Origin of the sequence: Kitasatospora sp. NPDC006697, from assembly GCF_042869935.1 — a bacterium.
Taxonomy (GTDB): domain Bacteria; phylum Actinomycetota; class Actinomycetes; order Streptomycetales; family Streptomycetaceae; genus Kitasatospora.
The window spans coordinates 43,504-63,183 of the sequence record NZ_JBIAGU010000013.1 but is presented as its reverse complement, the minus strand read 5'-3'; the positions used below and the strand labels follow the sequence as shown (position 1 = coordinate 63,183).

18 protein-coding genes and 1 tRNA gene are annotated in these 19,680 nt (G+C 73.8%); 6 read left to right on the top strand and 13 right to left on the bottom strand.

Translation table 11 applies throughout. The features are described from left to right. Window positions 1-33 precede the first annotated feature (33 nt). The 5 genes from galE to ACFYNO_RS19700 all read right to left on the bottom strand — a co-directional run bounded on the left by galE (window position 34) and on the right by ACFYNO_RS19700 (window position 4,761). Entirely contained in the window at window positions 34-1,014 is a 981-nt protein-coding gene (gene galE / locus ACFYNO_RS19720; protein ID WP_388013510.1) for a UDP-glucose 4-epimerase GalE, read from the bottom strand. Next, on the bottom strand, window positions 1,011-2,144 hold the full coding sequence (gene galT, locus ACFYNO_RS19715; RefSeq protein WP_388013507.1) for a galactose-1-phosphate uridylyltransferase: 1,134 nt from the start codon (window positions 2,142-2,144) through the stop codon (window positions 1,011-1,013). The genes galE and galT overlap by 4 nt, the downstream gene beginning before the upstream one ends. Before the next feature lie 148 nt (window positions 2,145-2,292). Continuing rightward, a complete protein-coding gene (locus tag ACFYNO_RS19710) occupies window positions 2,293-2,961 on the bottom strand; it encodes a LuxR C-terminal-related transcriptional regulator (protein WP_388013504.1) in 669 nt (222 codons plus the stop codon). Between the two features lie 180 nt (window positions 2,962-3,141). Next, window positions 3,142-3,217: transfer RNA gene (locus tag ACFYNO_RS19705), tRNA-Thr, on the bottom strand. Between the two features lie 131 nt (window positions 3,218-3,348). Further along, the gene (locus tag ACFYNO_RS19700) at window positions 3,349-4,761 is read right to left on the bottom strand and encodes an MFS transporter (RefSeq protein ID WP_388013501.1); all 1,413 of its coding nucleotides are present in this window, start codon (window positions 4,759-4,761) and stop codon (window positions 3,349-3,351) included. Window positions 4,762-4,911: 150 nt separating this feature from the next. Here ACFYNO_RS19700 and ACFYNO_RS19695 point away from each other — a divergent pair, with 150 nt between their 5' ends. The 5 genes from ACFYNO_RS19695 to ACFYNO_RS19675 all read left to right on the top strand — a co-directional run bounded on the left by ACFYNO_RS19695 (window position 4,912) and on the right by ACFYNO_RS19675 (window position 8,330). Further along, window positions 4,912-5,376, top strand: a complete 465-nt coding sequence (locus tag ACFYNO_RS19695; RefSeq protein ID WP_388013498.1) for an SRPBCC domain-containing protein — start codon at window positions 4,912-4,914, stop codon at window positions 5,374-5,376. Next, window positions 5,373-5,708 (top strand): ArsR/SmtB family transcription factor, encoded by a 336-nt coding sequence (locus ACFYNO_RS19690; RefSeq protein WP_388013495.1) that lies wholly within the window; start codon window positions 5,373-5,375, stop codon window positions 5,706-5,708. The genes ACFYNO_RS19695 and ACFYNO_RS19690 overlap by 4 nt, the downstream gene beginning before the upstream one ends. Before the next feature lie 113 nt (window positions 5,709-5,821). Further along, a complete protein-coding gene (locus ACFYNO_RS19685) occupies window positions 5,822-6,121 on the top strand; it encodes a hypothetical protein (protein WP_388013492.1) in 300 nt (99 codons plus the stop codon). Further along, window positions 6,121-7,764: an alpha/beta hydrolase gene (locus ACFYNO_RS19680; RefSeq protein WP_388013489.1), complete on the top strand. Its 1,644-nt coding sequence runs from the start codon at window positions 6,121-6,123 to the stop codon at window positions 7,762-7,764. The genes ACFYNO_RS19685 and ACFYNO_RS19680 overlap by 1 nt, the downstream gene beginning before the upstream one ends. Then, window positions 7,761-8,330: a hypothetical protein gene (locus ACFYNO_RS19675; RefSeq protein ID WP_388013486.1), complete on the top strand. Its 570-nt coding sequence runs from the start codon at window positions 7,761-7,763 to the stop codon at window positions 8,328-8,330. The genes ACFYNO_RS19680 and ACFYNO_RS19675 overlap by 4 nt, the downstream gene beginning before the upstream one ends. On the opposite strand, the gene ACFYNO_RS19670 is transcribed toward ACFYNO_RS19675, so the two are convergent. From ACFYNO_RS19670 to ACFYNO_RS19655, 4 genes are all read right to left on the bottom strand, one after another. Then, entirely contained in the window at window positions 8,327-8,827 is a 501-nt protein-coding gene (locus ACFYNO_RS19670) for a DUF6083 domain-containing protein (protein WP_388013483.1), read from the bottom strand. The genes ACFYNO_RS19675 and ACFYNO_RS19670 overlap by 4 nt on opposite strands. A 164-nt stretch (window positions 8,828-8,991) precedes the next feature. Continuing rightward, on the bottom strand, window positions 8,992-10,503 hold the full coding sequence (locus tag ACFYNO_RS19665; protein WP_388013480.1) for a S8 family serine peptidase: 1,512 nt from the start codon (window positions 10,501-10,503) through the stop codon (window positions 8,992-8,994). A 66-nt stretch (window positions 10,504-10,569) separates the two neighbouring features. After that, window positions 10,570-12,270 (bottom strand): hypothetical protein, encoded by a 1,701-nt coding sequence (locus tag ACFYNO_RS19660; protein WP_388013477.1) that lies wholly within the window; start codon window positions 12,268-12,270, stop codon window positions 10,570-10,572. 49 nt (window positions 12,271-12,319) lie between these two features. Continuing rightward, window positions 12,320-12,868 carry a hypothetical protein gene (locus ACFYNO_RS19655; protein WP_388013473.1) on the bottom strand — a complete coding sequence of 183 codons (549 nt, stop codon included), beginning with the start codon at window positions 12,866-12,868 and terminating at the stop codon, window positions 12,320-12,322. Between the two features lie 281 nt (window positions 12,869-13,149). On the opposite strand from ACFYNO_RS19655, the gene ACFYNO_RS19650 reads away from it, so the two are divergent. Continuing rightward, window positions 13,150-15,072, top strand: a complete 1,923-nt coding sequence (locus tag ACFYNO_RS19650) for an FUSC family protein (protein ID WP_388013470.1) — start codon at window positions 13,150-13,152, stop codon at window positions 15,070-15,072. 7 nt (window positions 15,073-15,079) lie between these two features. Here ACFYNO_RS19650 and ACFYNO_RS19645 read toward each other — a convergent pair whose 3' ends face one another. From ACFYNO_RS19645 to ACFYNO_RS19630, 4 genes are read right to left on the bottom strand one after another with little or no spacing between them, the layout of a single operon-like run. Continuing rightward, window positions 15,080-16,879 carry an ABC-F family ATP-binding cassette domain-containing protein gene (locus tag ACFYNO_RS19645; RefSeq protein ID WP_388013467.1) on the bottom strand — a complete coding sequence of 600 codons (1,800 nt, stop codon included), beginning with the start codon at window positions 16,877-16,879 and terminating at the stop codon, window positions 15,080-15,082. Between the two features lie 47 nt (window positions 16,880-16,926). Continuing rightward, on the bottom strand, window positions 16,927-17,874 hold the full coding sequence (locus ACFYNO_RS19640) for a 4-(cytidine 5'-diphospho)-2-C-methyl-D-erythritol kinase (protein WP_388013464.1): 948 nt from the start codon (window positions 17,872-17,874) through the stop codon (window positions 16,927-16,929). After that, window positions 17,871-18,755: a 16S rRNA (adenine(1518)-N(6)/adenine(1519)-N(6))-dimethyltransferase RsmA gene (gene rsmA / locus ACFYNO_RS19635; protein WP_388013461.1), complete on the bottom strand. Its 885-nt coding sequence runs from the start codon at window positions 18,753-18,755 to the stop codon at window positions 17,871-17,873. The genes ACFYNO_RS19640 and rsmA overlap by 4 nt, the downstream gene beginning before the upstream one ends. Window positions 18,756-18,791: 36 nt before the next feature. After that, entirely contained in the window at window positions 18,792-19,670 is an 879-nt protein-coding gene (locus tag ACFYNO_RS19630; protein ID WP_388013458.1) for a TatD family hydrolase, read from the bottom strand. Between the last annotated feature and the right edge of the window lie 10 nt (window positions 19,671-19,680).

Genomic DNA, 19,680 nt, shown 5'->3' with positions numbered 1-19,680 from the left:
CTCTCCCGCCGCTGGGGCTCGGTACGTCGGGACTCAGCTGGCGCTGGCCCGGCTCTTTTCGAACTTGTCGAGGGTGAAGGTCCAGGCATCGGCCACGATGGCGTCCAGCTCCGGGCGCTTGGGCACCCAGCCCAGCGCCTGGCGGGCGCGGTCGGCCGAGGCCACCAGCACCGCCGGGTCGCCCGGGCGGCGCTCGGCCATGACCACCGGGATCTCCCGGCCGGTGACCCGCTTGACCGACTCGATCACCTCGCGGACCGAGAAGCCGCTGCCGTTGCCCAGGTTGCAGATCAGGTGCTCGCCCGGCTTGGCCGCGTCCAGCGCCAGCAGGTGGGCCTCGGCCAGGTCCGCCACGTGGATGTAGTCGCGGATGCAGGTGCCGTCCGGGGTCGGGTAGTCCTCGCCGAAGACCGAGATGTGCGGGCGCTGGCCCAGCGCGGCCTGGAAGACCAGCGGGATCAGGTGCGACTCCGGGTCGTGCCGCTCGCCGTAGGCGCCGTAGGCGCCGGCCACGTTGAAGTAGCGCAGGCTGACCGCGGCCAGGCCGTGGGCGATCGCCTCACTGGTGATCAGGTGGTCGACGGCCAGCTTGGTGGCGCCGTAGGCGTTGGTCGGGGAGGTGCGGGCGGTCTCCGCGATCGGGGTCACCTCGGGCTCGCCGTAGGTGGCCGCGGTGGAGGAGAAGACCAGCTTGCGCACGCCGGCCTTGCGCATCGCGCTGACCAACTCCAGCGAGCCGGCCACGTTGTTGCGCCAGTACTTCTCCGGGTCCGCGACCGACTCGCCGACCTGCGAGGAGGCGGCGAAGTGCAGCACCGCGTCGAAGGAGGAGTCCAGCACCCGGTCGGCCTCCTGGATCCGGCCGCGGACGAACTCGGCACCGGCCGGCACGCCCTCGACGAACCCGGTGGAGAGGTCGTCCAGCACGACCACCTGGTGCCCCGCCTCCAGCAGATGCGCTCCGACCACGCTGCCGACGTAGCCGGCACCGCCGGTGACCAGGTACTTGCTCATGTTGCGACCTCCCGCAGGCGCTGTGCCGCCGCCTCGGGCGACACATCGTTGACGAACGCGTCCATGCCGGATTCGACTCCGGCCAGGAATTTCAGCTTGCCTACGGTACGACGGATCGTGAAGAGCTCCAGATGCAGTGCCAGCTCCGCGCCGCCGCGGCGCGGAGCCTGGTGCCAGGCGGCGATGTACGGGGTGGGCGGCAGGCCCTCGCCGAACAGCCGGTCGAAGCGGCGCAGCAGCTCCAGGTAGAGGCCGGGGAACTCGGCCCGCTCCTCCTCGGCCAGCTCGGTCAGCGAGCCGACCCGGCGGTTCGGGAAGAGGTGGACCTCGTAGGGCCAGCGGGCGGCGAAGGGCACCAGGGCCGTCCAGTGCTCGCCGGCCAGCACCACCCGGACCGGGTCGGCCCGCTCGGCGGCCAGCAGGTCCTCGAACAGGTTGCGGCCGGTTCGGGCGCGGTGGTCGTTGGCGCTGGCGATCATCTTGCCGGTGCGCGGGGTGGTGAACGGGAAGGCGTAGATCTGGCCGTGCGGGTGGGCCAGGGTGACGCCGATCTCGGCGCCGCGGTTCTCGAAGCAGAAGACCTGCTCGACCCCGGGCAGCCGGCTCAGCGCGGCGGTGCGGTCGGTCCAGGCGTCCAGCACCAGGCGGGCCTTGGACTCGTCCAGGTCGGCGAAGGAGGCGGAGTGGTCGGCGGTGAAGCACACCACCTCGCAGCGGCCGACGCCCGGACGGGCCAGCCGCAGGTCGGAGGGGTCGAGGGCGGCGAGGTCGTCCGGGGTGCCCGGGCCGTTCTGCGGGCCGTCGCCGAGCTCCGGGGCGGCGTCGCCGGCGAGCGAGGGGAAGCGGTTCTCGAAGACGGCCACGTCGTACTCGGGCGCCGGGATCTCGCTGAGGTGCTCGGCCGTGCTCGGGCAGAGCGGGCACTGGTCGGTCGGCGGGTGGTAGATCCGGCCCTGGCGGTGCGCCGCCACGGTGACCCAGTCGCCGGTCACCGGGTCGTGCCGGACCTCGGAGAGGTTGGCGACCGGCTCCAGGGGTCTGCGGTCCGGCTCGTCCCGGAACGCCGTCTCGTCCCGGTCGAAGTAGATCAGCTCGCGGCCGTCCGCCAGCTTGGTCGTGGTCTTCCGCACAGTCTTCCGCCCTCGATGCCTGTCACCCGCCTGAGTCATCACACATAATCAAACAATACTCATCACCAGTCAACAGACGCCCCGCATCTGGGCACGGCGAGTTCACCCGTCCGCTTCTGCGGACCGGCCGGACGGGCGTTCGCGCTGATCAGTCCCGGTCGAGGCGAGCGAGCAGGCCGGTGCGGTCGGCGACCGCGGCGGCCTCCAGCCGGGTACGGGCTCCGAGCTTCATCAGCACCCGCTGCACATGGGTGCGGGCGGTGCTCGGGGCGATGCCCATGCCGACCGCGATCTCCTGGGTGTCCTGGCCCTCGGCGATCCGGGCCAGCACCTGGATCTCCCGCCGGGTGAGCGCGCCGAGCAGCCGCAGCGCCTCGTCGTCCGGCTCGTGCACCGGGTGCAGCAGCCGCTCGAAGGCCGCCTGCAGCACCTCCACCGCCACCGCCGCCTCGCCGGCCCGGGCCCGGCCGATCGAGCGGTCCACCACCTCGATCCGCTCGTCGCTGCGCACGTAGCCGGCCGCGCCGGCCGCGAAGGCGCTGGCCACCCCGCGCAGGTCGTCCACCGGGCCGAGCACCACCACGGCCACCTCGGGGCGCTCCTGGCGGATCCGGCGCACCGGGGCGAAGGCGCCGGCGGCCCCCGGGCGGGCCACCCCGACCAGGCAGACGTCCGGGCGGCGCTGGGCGGTCAGCTCCGGACCGGCCGAGGCCGGGCTGCCGACGGCGAGCACCCGGTGGCCGCGCACCTGCAGCGCGGCGGCCAGTGCCTCGGCCAGCAGTCGGTGATCGTCGACCACGACGAGCCGTACGCCCAAGGGGCCCTCCCCGTACCTGCGTGGAAGCCCCACGCGATGCGTACCGGCCGTACGCCACAGCACTGTTGACGCACCATCACAGCGCATGACGGACCCGGGCCGCCAGGGGCCGGCCGGTTCGGACGGTGCCAGGAGGATAACGAAAAAGGCCCCCGCCGTAATGGCGAGGACCTTTTCCGATGGAGCCCCCATGCGGAATCGAACCGCAGACCTTCTCCTTACCATGGAGACGCTCTACCGACTGAGCTATAGGGGCGAACCGGTCGAACGAGGAAGACATTACATGGTCCGCGGCGGGATTGGGAAATCGGTGACCGGCCCGGGACGCACGCCCCCGGGCGGGTCGCACGCCCGCGCGGCTGGCCCGTCACCCGGCCGCGCGCCCGGTCAGCCCGCGGCCAGCATGCCGTCGAGCGGCTGGTCCACCGTCAGGTCGCAGCCGCCGCGCTCCGGGAGCAGCAGCAGGCAGCAGACCGCGACCACGCCGAGGCCCGCCAGGTACCAGCCGACCGGGGCGGCCGTCCCGTAGGACGCCGTCAGCCGGGTCGCCAGCAGCGGGGCGGTGCCACCGCCGACCACCCCGCCGAGGTTGTAGGTGAGCGCGGCCCCCGTGTAGCGGACCCGGGTCGGGAAGAGCTCCGGCAGGTAGGCCGCCACCGGGCCGAGCAGCACGCCCTGCAGCAGCCCCGTGCCGGCCAGCGCGAGCAGGACCAGCCCCGGCCGCAGCGTCTCCAGCACCGGGAAGAGCAGCAGCGACCAGCAGCTCGCCAGCGCCGTGCCGAGCAGCACGGTGCGGCGCCGGCCCCAGCGGTCCGACAGCCCCGCGCTGTACCAGACCGCCAGCGCCCCGGCCGGCGCGGCGGTCAGCTGCAGCGCCAGCAGCACGGTGCGGTCCATGCCCAGCTGGCCGGTCAGGTAGCCGAGGGCGTAGGTGTTGCTCAGGTAGAAGAGCGCGTAGCCGAAGGAGAGCGCGCCGGTGCCGAGCAGCACCAGGCGCCAGTGCTGCCGCAGCACGGCGAGCACCGGCGGCCGCTGCTCGTGCTCCTCGTCCGCGGCCTGCGCCCGGGCGAAGACCGGCGTCTCGGCGATCCGCAGCCGGACGAAGAGCCCGACCAGCACCAGCAGCAGCGAGCCGAGGAACGGCAGCCGCCAGCCCCAGGCGTCGAACTGACGCGCCGGCAGGCCGAGCGAGACCGCCAGGAAGACCCCGGTGGCCAGCACCGCGCCCGCCGAGGGCCCGAGCTGCAGGTACCCGGCGTAGCGGCCGCGGCGGTCGCGCGGCGCGTACTCCGCCACCAGCAGGGCCGCCCCGCCCCACTCCCCGCCCAGCCCCAGCCCCTGGCAGAACCGCAGCAGCACCAGGGCCAGCGGCGCCCAGACGCCCCACCGCCCGTAGCCCGGCAGCACCCCGACGGCCGCCGTCGCCAGCCCCATCATCAGCAGCGAGGCCACCAGCACGGCCTTGCGGCCCACCCGGTCGCCGAAGTGGCCGAACACCACCGCCCCCACCGGCCGGGCGACGAACGCCACCGCGTAGACCGAGAGCGAGGCGAGCAGCGCGGTGGCCGCGCCGAGCTGCGGGAAGTACTCCCGGCCGAAGACCAGGGCGGCCGCCATGCCGTAGAGGAAGAAGTCGTAGAACTCGATCGCCGTCCCGACGAAGGCGGCGGCCACCACCCGGTTCAGACCGCCGGCTTCGGACTGCGGTTCGGGGTGCGGTTCGGGGCGCGGGTCGGGCTGCGCTCCGGGGTGCGGTTCGGGCTGCGGTTCGGGCTGCCCTGAGGCTGCGTCAGTCGCCATGCCACCGACCCTGCCCGTCCGGTCCCGGCCGCCGCAGCCGCCACTCGGGTGACGGGGGCGCATTCGGTTCGTGCACGCTCCGGGGTGGTGCGCGGCGAGACGATACGCAACCATGGGGTTGCATGTCCTCGCCTACCGTCTGGAGCGCCCGTGTCCGTCGACCTCGACCGCATCTGCCGGGAGATCGCCATCGCCGCCCCCGTCGAGCGGGTCTGGGCCGTGCTCACCACGCCGGAGCACATCGGCCGGTGGTTCGGCACCGGCACGCCCGCCGCCGTGGACCTGCGCCCGGGCGGCAGCATCGTCTTCGACCACCCCCCGCACGGCGCGCTGCCCGCCCGGATCGAGGTGCTGGAGCCGCCGCACCGCCTCGCCTACCGCTGGGCCGTCACCGGCCCGCAGGACGCCGAGCCGACGGCGCGGAACTCCACCCTGGTCGAGTACCGGCTGACCGCGACCCCCGACGGCGGCACCCTGCTGCGGATGGTCGAGAGCGGCCTGGCCGCCGTCCTGATGGGCGATCAGGAGCGCGCCGACCGCCACGCCGCCAACAGCGCCGGCTGGACCCGCATCCTGGCCGGCCTGCGCACCTACGCCGAACCGCTCGCCGCGTGAGCGGTGCCGCCGACCCCGACCAGGTGTTCGCGGCGCTCGCCGACCCGACCCGCCGTCAACTGCTGGAGCTGATCGCCGGCTCACCCGGCGGCACCGCCACCGCCACCGAACTGGCCGCCCGCCTGCCCGTCACCCGGCAGGCGGTGGCCAAGCACCTGGCCGTGCTCACCGCCGCCGGCCTGGTCGCCCCCACCCGCACCGGCCGCGAAGTCCGGCACGCGGTGCGCGCCGCCCCGCTCGCCGAGGCGGCCGCCTGGCTGGCCGACCGCGCGGCACAGTGGGACCGCCGGTTGGCCGCGATCCGCGACCTGGCGGAGCAGGGGCCGCGATAGCGGTCCGTTTGCATGCGCGCGGCCCACTGTGGCTATCCTTGACTACCGAGCGTGTCCGACCGGCCACGCGGGGGTCGCCGCTCCCGCACGGCCGCCGCCTCCCCGGGGGTCCGATGGCCGAGCCCAGCAGCGACGGGTTCCAGGTGCACCCCGACGACCTCTCCGCCGCCGCGGCCGAAGCCCGCACCGCCGCCACCCGCCTCACCGCCCCCGCCACCTGCGAGGCCGCCGGCCTCTCCGGCTGGCGCACCGCCGCCGCACTGCGCGACTGCGGCGAGGCCTGGCGCGACCTGCTCGCCGCCCTCCGCACCGAACTGGCCGACCAGGCGGGCAAGCTCGACGACACCGCCCGGCACTACCGGGCCGGCGACCGCACCGCCACCGAAGCCTTCCTCGCCCCGGCCGGCCGCTGATGGAGCTCACCGCCCTGCGCGACGCCGACCCCGGCGCCCTCCCCGACGCCGCCGACACCCACGACCGCCTCGGCGCCGACCTGCGCGCCACCGCCGAGGACTGGCAGAACGCCGTCCTCGACCGCACCACCCGCGCCGGCTGGCACGGCACCGCCGCCGACACCTGCCGCGCCAGCCTGCGCCGCACCGCGACCCGGCTCACCGCCGCCCACACCGAACTGCTCCGGATCGGCGCCACCCTGCGCTCCGGCGCCGACGCACTCCGCCTCGCCCAGGACCGCCTCGCCGATGCCCTGGCCGAGGCCCGCGCCGCCGGACTCACCGTCAGCCCCGAAGGCCACGTCAGCATCCCGTCCCAGCCCGGCGCGGACCGCCACGACCCCGACGGCCCGGGCGAGGAGCCCGGCCTCGGCCTCGGGCAGCGGATCGCCTCCGCCCTGCACGACGCCGACACCGCCGACCGCGCCCTGGCCGACCGCCTCCACACCTTCGCCCGCGCCGCCCGCGACGGCACGGCCCTCACCCCGCACGGCTACGACGCGGACCCGCTCGACCCCGTCATCACCGCCCCCGACCTGCTCGCCGCCGCCCTGCCCCCGGCTGCGGCCACCCCCGCCGAAACCGCCGCCTGGTGGCGCACCCTCTCCCCGACCGCCCAGCAGCACCTCACCACCACCCGCCCCGACCTGGTCGGCAACCGCGACGGACTCCCGGCCGCCACCCGCGACCAGGCCAACCGACTGCTGCTCGCCGCCTACCTCGCCGACTACGGCGCCCGCACCAGCCCGAGCGATGCGGACCGGAAGAAGCTCGCCGGCTTCCGCGCCATCGCCGCCCGCCTGGGCCGGACCGCCAGCACGCCGCCGGTGCTGCTGCTGGGGCTGTCGGCGGAGGGGCAGGGGCGGGGGGTGCTGTCGTTCGGGGATCCGGACCGGGCGGTGAACGTGAGTGCGTATGTGCCGGGGCTGGGGACGGAGTTGCGGGATGTGGGGGGTAAGGATGCGGATCGGGCGTTCAATGTCTGGGCTGCGGCCCACACCGCTGATCCCACCCGGAGCACGGCTTCGATGGTCTGGCTCGGATACGACCCCCCGCCCGGCATCGACAAGCTCACTCCCGAGACACTCGCCGTCATGGGGCAGGACAGGGCCCAGGCGGGGGCGAAAAGCTATGACAACTTCCTCGCCGGATTGCGCGCGAGCCATGAGGGTCCAGCCGCTCACCTTGTCGCTCTCGGCCACAGCTACGGCTCCCTGACCGTCGGGCTGGCCGGCCGGAGCGGAGCAGGAACGGGCGCCGATGACATGATCCTCATCGGCAGCCCCGGATCGGGGTCGCAACACGCCTCACAGTTGGGAGTCGCGAGCGACCGCATCTGGGTCGGAGCCGCCGACAACGACCCTGTCTCCTACGCGCCCAATCCGATCGAGGATCTGAAGGGCAACTTCAATCAGCGGTGGTTCGGTACCGACCCGGCGAGCGGCGACTTCGGAGCCCACCGATTCGACGTCGCAGACGGTCCCGCCAACAGCTTCTCATCGCACTCGAACTACCTGGATCCGAGCGGCGGAAACTCGCTGTACAACATCGGTCAGATCGTGGCCGGCCACCCGGACAAGACGAGAGCACAGGTGCCGAGATGACCCACTGGCGCCGGATCTCGCTCCTGCTCGCGGCGACTCTCGCCACCGCCTGCCACTCCTCCGGTGCACCCGGGAACCCGACTGCGAAAGCGACTGCCGTGCTGAGCCCGTACGAAGCGAAGGCCAAGCTCCAAGGCATGCTTGACGACACATTCGAGGCCATCGTTCCGGACATGAAGTTCCGAGAAGGCTGGCCGAGCGTCACGGAGAACGATCAGCCTCCCGGTACCGCCAATGTCGCCCTCGATCGCTACGTCATGACGCGGGTCTCGGCCGCCAAGTACGGAGCGCTCCTCGGCGTGGTCGAACGCCACTGGAAGGCACGGGGCTACGTCATCGAGAGCGTAAACGCCGACCCGACGATGCCCGCCATCTTCGCCCAGTCCGCTGACGGCTCGTCACTCAGTCTCCGAGTGGGATATCCCGGCAACATCACCATCGGAGCCGACGTCAATCCCATCAATTCAACCGGCAATCCATTCGGCCCCCAGCCGCCCCAGCCCACCCTCCCCAACGGCAATCCCGACATCCTCCCCACCATCGACGACCCCTTCTGGTCCCACTAACCCCCCGCCCTCAACCTCGCCCGCACCAGCGCCAGATACGGATCCCGCGGTGCGGGCAGTCCCGGGCAGACGTCCCAGTGGACGACCCGGCAGCGGGCCTCCGAACCGGTCTCCGGAGGGTGGACCACCGTGCCCAACCGGTCCAGTTGCCAGCGGCGGGTGCGGGGAACGCTGTCCACTGGATGCTCCCCGGGGTCGAGCATGATCCAGCGGCCGCGCTCGGTGAGGTGCCAGGTGGCCTCGCTGCGGCAGCGGCGGCAGCGGCCGACGGACTCGTACCCCACGGCCAGCGCCCGGCCCCGGTTGGCCAGGAAGCGCTCGACCGCGAGCACCGCCTCCCGTACCGGCACCGGCTCGCGCACCTCCCGACCGGCCGCCGGCACCCGCACCACGCACAGCCCGCACAGCACGGCCCGCGCCCCCAGGTGCCAACTCCCGCCGGCCCGCCCGCACCACCAGCAGGCCGTGAATGCCTCGCTCCGCTCCTGACCACCCATCACTCCGCCCTCACCGGCGGGCGCCGGCCTCCTCCGGCGACAGCCCGCCCGGACGATGTAACGACGGGTCGAACACAAACGACACGGCCGGCCCATGAGCGTGCCGGCACAGACGACAGTCGGGGCCGTCCACCGAAGGGTGAACGGCCCCGACTGACATCACCTCACCCTTGCGGGTCGCGGTACGGGTTGTCAGCGGGAGGCGGCGGCACCTGGTACTGCGGCGGCCCGGGCTGGGGGTAGGGCTGATGCTGCACGGGCTGCTGGGACGGCATCGACTGGCCGTACTGGGGGGGCTGGAACGGATACGGCTCCGCAGCGGGCGGCAGCGGTACGGCCTTCTTGCGGCGTGCCAGGAAGAAGACGGCACCGCCGATGACCACGACCGCCAGCACCGCACCACCGATGATCATCGGCAGATTCGACGAACCGGAGGTCGAGGAGGCCGACTTCGCCGGTGCCGGAGCAGCGCTGCCAGAGGCGGCAGAGGAGGGCGCGCCCGAAAGCGGAGCAGGTGACTGGGCGGCCGGGCCCGAAGGCGATGCGGACGGGGAGATACCAGTGACCTTCGAACCACCGGCGAAGTCCGACGCGGGAGGCGTGACACTGATCCCCGCCTGCACCAACGGGTTGACGTCAGCCGGGCCGGGGTCACCGGTGTAGCGGACCGCCGTGCGGACGCTGATGTTGCCGTAGCCGATGAAGTTGCTGTGGCTGGAGCCGTCGTTCGGCTTGTTGGCGGTGCTGATCAGCACCCGAAGGACCTGGTTGCCGGTCCAGGTGGGGTGTTCCGAGAAGAGGATGGCCGCTGCTGCGGAGACCATGGCCGTGGAGTCGGAGGTTCCATGGGTCTGGCAGTACCCGGAGGGACCGGTGCAGGCGTTCACCACATCCGCTCCCGGCGCAGCGAGAGCGACATACGGGCCGTTCTCCGACTCCACGGTGCTCTGCCCACTCTGGTTGTGAGCCGCAATCGCCATCACACCGGCCGCATCGGCCGGATACATGACCGGATTGCCTTCCTGCCCGCTGTTACCGGCGCCTGCAACGATCAGACTTCCGTGGCTGATCGCGTAGTTGACGGCGTTCTGCAGCGCGGCGACATCAGTCGGCGAGATGTCGAAGCTGCGGATGGCCTGGGAGATGTTGATGACCTTGGCGCCCTGGTCAGCCGCATAGGTGATGGCCTGATCGAGTTGCTTCAGATAGTCCGGCGACGAAATCTGCGTTTTGGCATCCGAGGTCGCGTTCACCTTGATCGGAAGGATCCGTGCGCCGGAGGCCAGCCCGATCACGCCATTGCCGCTGAAGCCCTTGCCCGAACCAGCGATGATGCTCGCCATACCCGTGCCGTGCCCGTCAGGGTCGGTGTCGGCTCCACCGGGCAAGCCGCTGAAGTCCTTGCCCGGCAGGAGCTGACCGACCAGATCGGGGTGGTCGGCTTTCACCCCGGTGTCGATCACTGCGACAGTCACGCCCTTGCCGTTGGCCACCTGCCAGACATCGGACATGTGCAAGGCATCGAGGTACCACTCGCCCTGTCGCGGATTGTCCAGTGCCTGCGCCGCGGGAGCGAACACGCCGCCCAAGGACAGGCCCACCGCGAGCAGAGCCGCCGTGGTCAGCGCTCGCATCCTCGCGCCGGTTCGCCGCATCACGCTCTCCTCCATCGCCATGGCTCCCCCGAACAGAGCTGCCCGGCCGCTGGGGCTGGCCCAGTGGCCGGGCAGAAGGTCCGGTCCCTACTCAATCACGTCCGGATTGCTCTGCGGAGTTCCCTCCGTCCACGTCTCCTCGTCCTCGACGAGGTAGTCCGCGCGGTTGCGACGGTCCTTGCTGCGCTTCCGCGCCGAACCGAGGCCGCCGCCGGGCATCATGCCGCCGCCGTCGCCCTCGGCTGCTCGGGCCTCGGCAGAGGCCGCCCGGGCCTCGGCGGAGGCCGACTTGCCCAGACCGCTGCCGCCCTGGGTGAACTCGCCCTCGGCCACCGGACCGCGCCGGCCGCCGACCTCGCCGCCGGGCTTCGAGACCAGGCCCCGGCCGCGGCCGACGCCACCGCCGGCACCGCGGCCTCCGAGGCCACCGCCACCGCCGCCACCGGGCATGCCGCCCTGCGCGTAGCCACCACCGCCGCCTCGGCCCTCGGCGGCCGCAGCCTCCTCGGCACCGATCGCGTGGGCGCCCAGCTGGCTGCGGCCCGACACGGCGCCAGGCCGGCTCGCGCCGCCGGTGATCCCGTCCTCGGCGGGCAGGCCGCCGAAACGGCCACCGCCGCGGGAGCCGCCGTAACCGCCCTCGGACCCGCCGACACCGCCGCCGCCCTTGACCCCGCCGAAGGAGGTGCCGCCGGACCTGCCGTACGGGCTACCACCGTAGGAGCTGCCGGGCAGGCCACCGGGGTAGCCGCCGGGCGGCGTGCCCGGACCGCTTCCACCGGGCCCGCTGTACGGACCGCCGCCGCCCGGCAGCGTGCTGGTCGGGCCGCCCGGGCCCGGCAGCGTCGGCGCGGGCGGGTTGGTGCTGTCCAGCCCCGTGCTGGGCGGCGCCACCGGAGTCGGGGTGGGCGTCGGAGTCGGGTTCACCGGAGAAGGAACCGGCGTCGGGGTGGGCGTGGGCGTAGGCGTCGGGGTAGGAGTGGGCGTCGGCCTGGGGGACGGCGGGCCGGGAGGCGGGGTGGGCGACGGCGGGGGCGGGTCGACCGGTGTCGGTCGAGTGATCATCCGGGGCGGGGGGACGGTGGTCTTCCCACCGCCGGTGCCACCACCGGACGGGCCGGCGGAGCCGCCAGAACCACCGCCGAAGTTCAGGTCGCTGCCGCCATAGACGGTCTTCGGCGGCGGCCCCATCACATCCGTCGGGCTCGGCGGGAAGAGCGGCGGCGTCTGCCCCTGGATCGTCTGCGAGGACGACTGGTACGCCTGCGACAGCTTCACCATCGCGTCGACGGCTTCGTTCTTCGCGTTGGTGATCACGGTCTGCGCCTGGTCGGCCTGAGTGCGGGTCACCCAGTTGGGGTCGACCGCGGCCCTCGCCGCGTCCTCCTGGGCACTCATGTAGTCCGCGTTCTGGGCCTTGCGGCGCGCGACGATGTTCATCTGGTCCGTCGGCACGGTGGGCATCGCCCGCGCCGTGCCGAGCGCGTCGCCGGCCTGCATGATCTGCGTCGAGGTGGTGGACGCGTAGGTGCTCAGGCTGCTGGTCGCGTCCGACACCTGCTTCAGCCAGGTGCGGAAGCTGTCGGCCGCCGGGCCGGTCCACTCCAGGGACTGCGAGTGCGAGGCCAGCGCGCGGCTGATGTCGCCCAGTGTGGTGGCCGCGCTGTCCAGGGAACCGCCGCGGACCGAGAGCGAGCTCGGGTCGGCGTTCTTCACCATGTCGAACAGCTGCTCGTGCGGCAAGCCGTCGAAGTAGGAGTACAGATCGTCTGTCCTTGGCGTGGGCACTAGCTTCTCCCCGTTTCAGTACGCTGCCCGGTCCGATCCTCGGTCCTGCTCATCCGGTGGTGCTGCCGCTTCCGGTCTGGTTCGCGCTGGAGACAGCGCTGGGCGAGTCGCCGTTGGACGAGACGGAAGTCGGCCCCGCCGGCGGCTGGACCGCACCCGTCGAGCTCACCCCGGCGGTGTACTGGGTGTTCGTCTGGTTGTGGATCTGCCACAGGTTCTGGCGCTGCGTGTCATCAACGTTCTGGTAGCCGTTGATGTTGATGTTCATCGCGATGCTCATCGCCTCGATCTGGTTCGAGAGCGTCTGCGAGAGCGCCTGCAGGTTCTGGTGCGCCAGCGAGTAGGCCGAGTGCAGGTCGTCGGCGGAGCTGAAACCGCTGCCGACCCACGCCGGGTCCACGCTCTGCCGGCTGACCGTCGTCGGCGCCGCCTGCGAGTTCCCCAGGTCGACGAGCATCCCGTCGACCTTCTTCTTGAAGTCGCCCAGCGTCTCCATCTCGACCGCGAGGTTCTGCGTGCCCACCTCGCCGGCGAGTTGCCGCATCTCGTAGATGTTCTTGGCCGCCAGTGCGCCGTACTCGCCCGGAATCGCGTTCATCGAACTGCACCTCCCCCGTGCACAGGCCGGCCTGTGCCGCCGTGCCACACCACGTCATCAACGTCGAAGTCCCGTTACGTGCGCCGGCCGCCCGGTTACGGACAGCCAGTAGTCGCCGGTTCACATCCTAGCGACCGCCCCTGTCGCTCCGGCAGACCCCTTGGTGCGCTTGGCCGTTATCGGTACGGAGTTGTCACGTACGGCCCGAGGGCCCGTAACACCGGGCCATCAGAATGGGGGCAGAGATCAGCAAACGGGGCGGTGTGGCAGCGTTGACCGAGGTGACGAGCAGCGAATCCCCCTGGTGGGCCCGGGCCGTGCGGCCCGCGCGGCCGGCGTTTCCCGGGGTGCTGGTGGCCCGGGCGGCGGTCGGGATGGCGGTGCCGCTCTGCGCGGGGCTGGCGGCGGGGCGGCTGGATCTCGGGGTGTACGCGGGGCTGGGGGCGATGCACGCCACCCTGAGCGACCGGACCGAGCCCGCCCGGCGGCGGGTGCTGCGGATCGGGGCGGCGGTGGGCGCCTCGGCGCTGGGGATGCTGGTCGGCGGGGCGGTGCTGCGCTGGGGGCTGCCGACGGCGGTGGCGGTGCTGGTGTTCACGGCGGTGGGGTTCGTCTCCGGGGCGCTGAGCGCGGCCGGGCCGCGCGGGTCGGCGGCCGGGATGCTGCTGCTGGTGTCGGCGACGCTGGGCGCGGGGATGGCGCCGCCGGACCCGTGGTGGGCGGCGGGGCCGATGGTGCTGGCGGGCGCGGCGGTGGTGCTGCTGCTCGGAATCCCGCTCCCCAGAACGGCCCGCACGGCGTCCGACCCCCGCCGGCGCGCGGTGGCCGAGGTGTACCGGGCGCTCGGCGGGCTGCTCCGCGAGCTGGGCACCGATCAGGGCCCGGCGGCCCGGCGGCGGCTGACGCAGCAGTTGAACCTGCTGCAGGACCAGCTGCCCGCACCCCGCCCGGGCGTCCGCGAGCCGGCCGGCACGGCCGAGCTGCGGCGCGCCTACGAGGGCGCCCTCGCGGTGACCGAGGCGGCGAACGGCCTGCTCTGGGCCCGCCGGCCGGTGCCGCCCGAGGTGGCCGCGGTGCCGGCGGAGCTGGCCCGGGCGCTGGAGCAGCGGCGGACCCCGCTGCCCTGCCCGTCCTGGGAACCGGACACCCCGGCCCGCCGGGCGCTGGGCGCGGCGCTGCGCTCCGCGGTGGACGCGGTGGCGAGCCGCCCGGCCGACCCGGCGACGGCGGTGCGCACCGCGCCGGTACCGCCCCCGCCGCCCTGGCGGCTGCGGGTGCGGCGGACGGCGCCGCGCTCGCTGCGCTACGGGGCCCGGGTGGCGCTCTGCACCGGGGTGGCCGAACTGGTCACCGCCGGCGTGCCGCTGACGCGCGGCTACTGGGTGCCGATGACGGTGGCCTTCGTGCTCAAGCCGGACCTGGGCTCGGTCTTCCTGCGCGCGGTCAGCCGGGCGGTGGGCACGGTGCTTGGGGTGGCGCTGACCGCGGGGGTGCTGGCGCTGACCACCGAGCGCTGGCTGCTGGCGGGGATCGTGGCGCTCTGCGTGGCGCTGCTGCCGTACGCGGGGGCCGCGCACTACGGGCTGAACACCACGCTGATGACGCCGATGGCGCTGGTCCTGGTGCAGCTGGGCGGCGGCAGCGGGGCGGCCGAGTTCTGGCCCCGGGTGCTGGACTCGCTGCTGGCCAGCGGGATCGTGCTGCTCTTCGGCTACCTGCTCTGGCCGGAGCGGGCGCCGCACCGGATCGAGCCCCGGCTGGTGGCGGCGGCCGGGTCGCTCCGTGCCTACCTGGCCTCGGTGAGCGTGCTGCCGGCCGACGGCGGGGGCCCGCAGGCGCAGGTCTGGCTGCGCCGGACGGCCTACCGGGCGCTGGCCGACGCCCGCACCGAGGTGCAGCACGGGCTGGCCGAGCCTCCGCCGGCCGGGCGCCGGGCGGCGGCCTGGCTGCCGGCCACGGCGGCGCTGGAGCGGCTGACCGGCGCGGTGGCGGCCTACGCGGCGCAGCTGCGGTACGGCGGCCGGCGCAGCGACCCGGCGGAGGTGGCCCGGGTGCTGGCGGCGCTGGACCGGCTGGAGGCGGCGGCCCGGGCGCACCGCCCGCCGGCCGGCCCGGCCACCCCGCCGCAGCGCCCGCACAACCCGCAGCGCAGCGCGCTGGCCCAGGCCGCCGGCGAGCTGGAGGAGCTGCTCACCAAGGCCTGAAGGGGCGTCAGGAGTCGGCCAGCTCCAGCCAGGCCATCTCCAGCTCCTCCTTCTCCTCCCGCACCTTGCGCAGCTGCCCGTCCAGCTCGGCGACCTTGCCGAAGTCGGCGGCGTGCTGGGCCAGCTGGTCGTGCAGCTTGGCCTCCTGCTGCTCCAGCTTGGCGATCTGGCGCTCGATCCGCTGCAGCTCCTTCTTCGCGGCCCGGGCGTCGGCCCCGGACTTCGCCGGAGCGGCCTCCACCGGAGCGGCGGCGGCCGGCGCGGTCGCGGCCGCGACGGCCGCCCGCCGCTCCAGGTACTCGTCCACCCCGCCGGGCAGCATCCGCAGCCGCTTGTCGCCGAGCAGCGCGTGCACCACGTCGGTGGTGCGCTCGATGAAGAACCGGTCGTGGCTGATCACGATCATCGAGCCGGGCCAGCCGTCGAGCAGGTCCTCCAGCTGGTTGAGGGTCTCGATGTCGAGGTCGTTGGTGGGCTCGTCGAGGAAGAGCACGTTGGGCTCGTCCATCAGCAGCCGCAGCAGCTGCAGCCGGCGGCGCTCACCGCCGGAGAGGTCACCGACCGGGGTCCACTGCTTGTCCTTGCTGAAGCCGAACTGCTCGCAGAGCTGGCCGGCGCTCATCTCCCGGCCCTTGCCCAGGTCCACCCGGCCGCGGATCTGCTCGACGGCCTGCAGCACCCGGGTCGCCGGGTCGAGCTCGGCGATCTCCTGGGAGAGGTAGGCGAGCCGGACGGTCTTGCCGACCTTGATCACGCCGCTCGCGGGCTGCACGTCGCCCTGCGAGGCGTAGGCGGCCTGCATCGCGCGCAGCAGCGAGGTCTTGCCGGCGCCGTTGACGCCGAGCAGGCCGATCCGGTCGCCGGGGCCGAGGTTCCAGGTGAGGTGCTCGAGCAGCAGCTTGTCCCCCGCGCGGACGGTCACGTCCTCGAGCTCGAAGACGGTGCGGCCGAGCCGGGCGTTGGCGAACTTCATCAGCTCGCTCTTGTCCCGGGGCTCGGGCACGTCGGCGATCAGCGCGTTGGCGGCCTCGATCCGGTAGCGCGGCTTGGAGGTCCGGGCGGGGGCGCCGCGGCGCAGCCAGGCGAGCTCCTTGCGGGCCAGGTTCTGCCGCTTCTGCTCCTCGGTGGCCTCGATCCGGCTCCGCTCGGCGCGGGCGAAGACGTAGTCGGAGTAGCCGCCCTCGTACTCGCGGACCTCGCCGCGCTGGACGTCCCACATCCGGGTGCAGACCTGGTCGAGGAACCACCGGTCGTGGGTCACGCAGACCAGCGCCGAGCGGCGGTTCTGCAGGTGGCGGGCGAGCCAGGCGATGCCTTCGACGTCGAGGTGGTTGGTGGGCTCGTCGAGCACGATCAGCTCGGGCTCGCCGAGCAGCAGCTTGGCCAGCGCGATCCGGCGGCGCTCGCCGCCGGAGAGCGGGCCGATCACGGTGTCCAGGCCCTCGGCGAAGCCGGGCAGGTCGAGGCCGCCGAACAGGCCCTCGATGATGTCGCGGATCCGGGCGTCGCCGAGCCACTCGTGGTCGGCCCGGTCGGCGATCACCTCGTGCCGGATGGTGGCCTTCGGGTCCAGCGAGTCGTGCTGGGTGAGCACGGCCATCCGCAGGCCGCCGTTCCAGGTGACCCGGCCGCCGTCCGGCTCCTCCAGCTTGGCGAGGATCCGGACCAGGGTGGTCTTGCCGTCGCCGTTGCGGCCGACCACGCCGATCCGGTCGCCCTCGCTGACGCCGAGTGTGACGGCGTCCAGCAGGGCCCGGGTTCCGTAGACCTTCGAGACGGACTCGATGGTGGCGAGGTTGACTGCCAAGTGCGCTGCGCTCCTGATGTGTGGTCGGGCCGGTGGAACTGCCAAGCCTAGACGGCGGCGGCCGGCCCTACGGTGTCGAGGGGCCGGGCTCCGGGCACCGGGCCGTGGGTGGGGTGGGCGGCCCGGCAGGTGCCGGAGGCGGCGAGCGCCTCGGCGACGGCCTCGGCGCCGGCCGCGTCCTTGGCGAGGAAGGCGCAGGTCGGTCCGGAGCCGGAGACCAGCCCGGCCAGCGCGCCCGCCTCCAGGCCGGCCCGCAGGCAGTCGGCCAGTTCGGGGCGGAGCGAGAGCGCGGCCTGCTGCAGGTCGTTGGAGAGCGCCTCGGCCAGTGCCACCGGGTCGCCGGCGGCGAGCGCGGCCAGCAGCTCGGCGGAGGGGTCGGGGGTGGGCACCCGGTCGGCGCCGGAGCCGGTGCCGTCGGCCTCCCGCAGCCGGTCGCACTCGCGGAAGACGGCGGGGGTGGAGAGGCCGCCCTCGGCGACCGCGAAGACCCAGTGGAAGCTGCCGGCGACCGGCAGCGGCTCCAGCAGCTCGCCCCGGCCGCGGCCCAGCGCGACGCCGCCGAGCAGCGCGAACGGCACGTCGGAGCCGAGTTCGGCGGCCAGCTCCAGCAGCACCGGCAGCGGGGTGTCCAGGCCCCAGAGCGCGTCGCAGGCGACCAGCGCGGCGGCGCCGTCGGCGCTGCCGCCGGCCATCCCGCCGGCCACCGGGATGGCCTTGGCGATCGCCAGGTGCACGTCGGCCTCGATGCCGTGCCGGGCGGCGAGCAGCCGGGCGGCCCGGGCGGCCAGGTTGCTGCCGTCCAGCGGCACCTGGTCGGCGTCGGGGCCGGTGCAGGCGAGGGTGACGCCGCTGCCGGGGGCGCCGGCGGTGGCGGTCACCTCGTCGCCGAGGGCGACGGCGAAGAAGACGTTGGCCAGGTCGTGGAAGCCGTCGGCCCGCAGGCCGCCGACGCCGAGCTGGACGTTGACCTTGGCGGGCACCCGGACGGTGATCACTTGGACGGCCCCTCGGGCTTCTGTTCGGCGATGGCGGCGAACTGCTCCACGGTGAGCATCTCACCGCGCAGGGTGTGGTCGATGCCCGCGGCGGCGATCGCCTGCTCGGCGGCGGCCGGCGAGCCGGCCCAGCCGGCCAGCGCGGCCCGCAGGGTCTTGCGGCGCTGGGCGAAGGCGGCGTCCACCACGGCGAAGACCTGGGCCCGGGTGGCGGTGGTGCGGGGCGGGTCGCGGCGGACCAGCGAGACCAGCCCGGAGTCCACGTTGGGGGCGGGCCAGAAGACGCTGCGGCCGATCGCACCGGCCCGCTTGACGTCGGCGTACCAGTTGGCCTTGACCGAGGGCACGCCGTAGATCTTGTTGCCGGGCTTGGCGGCCAGCCGGTCGGCGACCTCGGACTGCACCATCACCAGGGTGCGCTCGATGCTGGGGAAGGTGGCCAGCATGTGCAGCAGCACCGGGACGGCGACGTTGTAGGGCAGGTTGGCGACCAGTGCGGTGGGCGGCGGGCCGGGCAGCTCGGCGACCTCCATGGCGTCGCTCAGCACCAGGTCGAACCGGTCGGCCCGGCCGGGCAGCCGGCGGGCGACGGTGCCGGGCAGGTGCTCGGCCAGCACCGGGTCGATCTCCACGGCGGTGACGTGCGCGGCGGTGTCCAGCAGCGCCAGGGTGAGCGAGCCGAGCCCGGGCCCGACCTCGACCACCGCGTCCTCGGGCGTCACCTGGGCGGCCCGGACGATCCGGCGCACGGTGTTGCCGTCGATGACGAAGTTCTGGCCGCGCTGCTTGGTGGGGCGGACCCCGAAGGCGTCGGCCATCTCGCGGATGTCGGCGGCGCCGAGCAGGAAGCTGTCGGAGGCGGTGGGGTCGGTGGTGCTCACCGGGCAAGGCTACCGGCCCGGTGAGCCCCGTACCGTTCAGTAACCGAAGGCGCGCGCGGTGTTGGCGGCGATCGCGGTGCAGAGCTCGTCCACGCCCAGGTCCAGGGTGGCGGCCATCGAGCGGACCGTGACCGGGATCAGGTAGGGCGCGTTGGGGCGGCCGCGGTAGGGGTGCGGGGTGAGGAACGGGGCGTCGGTCTCGACCAGGATCCGGTCCAGCGGCGTGACGGCCAGGGCGTCCCGCAGCGGCTGGTTGGCCTTGAAGGTGACCGGGCCCGCGAAGGACAGGTACCAGCCGTGCTCGGCGCAGGTCTTCGCCATCGCGGCGTCGCCCGAGTAGCAGTGGAAGACGGTGCGTTCAGGGGCGCCCTCGGCGAGCAGCACGTCGATCACGTCCTGGTGGGCCTCCCGGTCGTGGATGACCAGGGCCTTGCCGTGCCGCTTGGCGATCTCGATGTGGCGGCGGAAGGACTCCTGCTGGATCTCCACGCCCTCGGGCCCGGTGCGGAAGTAGTCCAGGCCGGTCTCGCCGACGGCCCGCACCTGCGGCAGCGCGGCCAGCCGGTCGATCTCGGCCAGCGCCTCCTCCAGGGCGGCGCTGCCGCCCGGGCCGCGCTTCTGCCCGGACCAGGTGTCGGGGTCGCCGAGCACCAGCCGGGGCGCCTCGTTGGGGTGCAGCGCGACGGCGGCGTGCACCTGCTCGTGCGCGGCGGCCAGCTCGGCGGCCCAGCGCGAGCCGGGCACGTCGCAGCCGACCTGGACGACGGTGGTGACGCCCACCGCGGCGGCCTTCGCCAGCGCCTCGGCCGGGGTGCCGGACTGCATGTCCAGGTGGGTGTGCGAGTCGGCCACCGGCACCGCGAGCGGGGCGGGCGGCGGGGGCGGGGTGGAGCGGTCGTCGTCCTTGGCAGCCATGGTGCAGAGC

Bases quoted from the DNA above. Each gene is read 5' to 3' on its own strand.
- ACFYNO_RS19675 (WP_388013486.1), top strand. From the start codon at position 7,761: ATGACCCACTGGCGCCGGATCTCGCTCCTGCTCGCGGCGACTCTCGCC.
- galE (WP_388013510.1), bottom strand. From the start codon at position 1,014: ATGAGCAAGTACCTGGTCACCGGCGGTGCCGGCTACGTCGGCAGCGTG.
- ACFYNO_RS19685 (WP_388013492.1), top strand. From the start codon at position 5,822: ATGGCCGAGCCCAGCAGCGACGGGTTCCAGGTGCACCCCGACGACCTC.
- ACFYNO_RS19670 (WP_388013483.1), bottom strand. From the start codon at position 8,827: ATGGGTGGTCAGGAGCGGAGCGAGGCATTCACGGCCTGCTGGTGGTGC.
- ACFYNO_RS19630 (WP_388013458.1), bottom strand. From the start codon at position 19,670: ATGGCTGCCAAGGACGACGACCGCTCCACCCCGCCCCCGCCGCCCGCC.
- ACFYNO_RS19700 (WP_388013501.1), bottom strand. From the start codon at position 4,761: ATGGCGACTGACGCAGCCTCAGGGCAGCCCGAACCGCAGCCCGAACCG.
- ACFYNO_RS19680 (WP_388013489.1), top strand. From the start codon at position 6,121: ATGGAGCTCACCGCCCTGCGCGACGCCGACCCCGGCGCCCTCCCCGAC.
- ACFYNO_RS19655 (WP_388013473.1), bottom strand. From the start codon at position 12,868: ATGAACGCGATTCCGGGCGAGTACGGCGCACTGGCGGCCAAGAACATC.
- ACFYNO_RS19665 (WP_388013480.1), bottom strand. From the start codon at position 10,503: ATGGCGATGGAGGAGAGCGTGATGCGGCGAACCGGCGCGAGGATGCGA.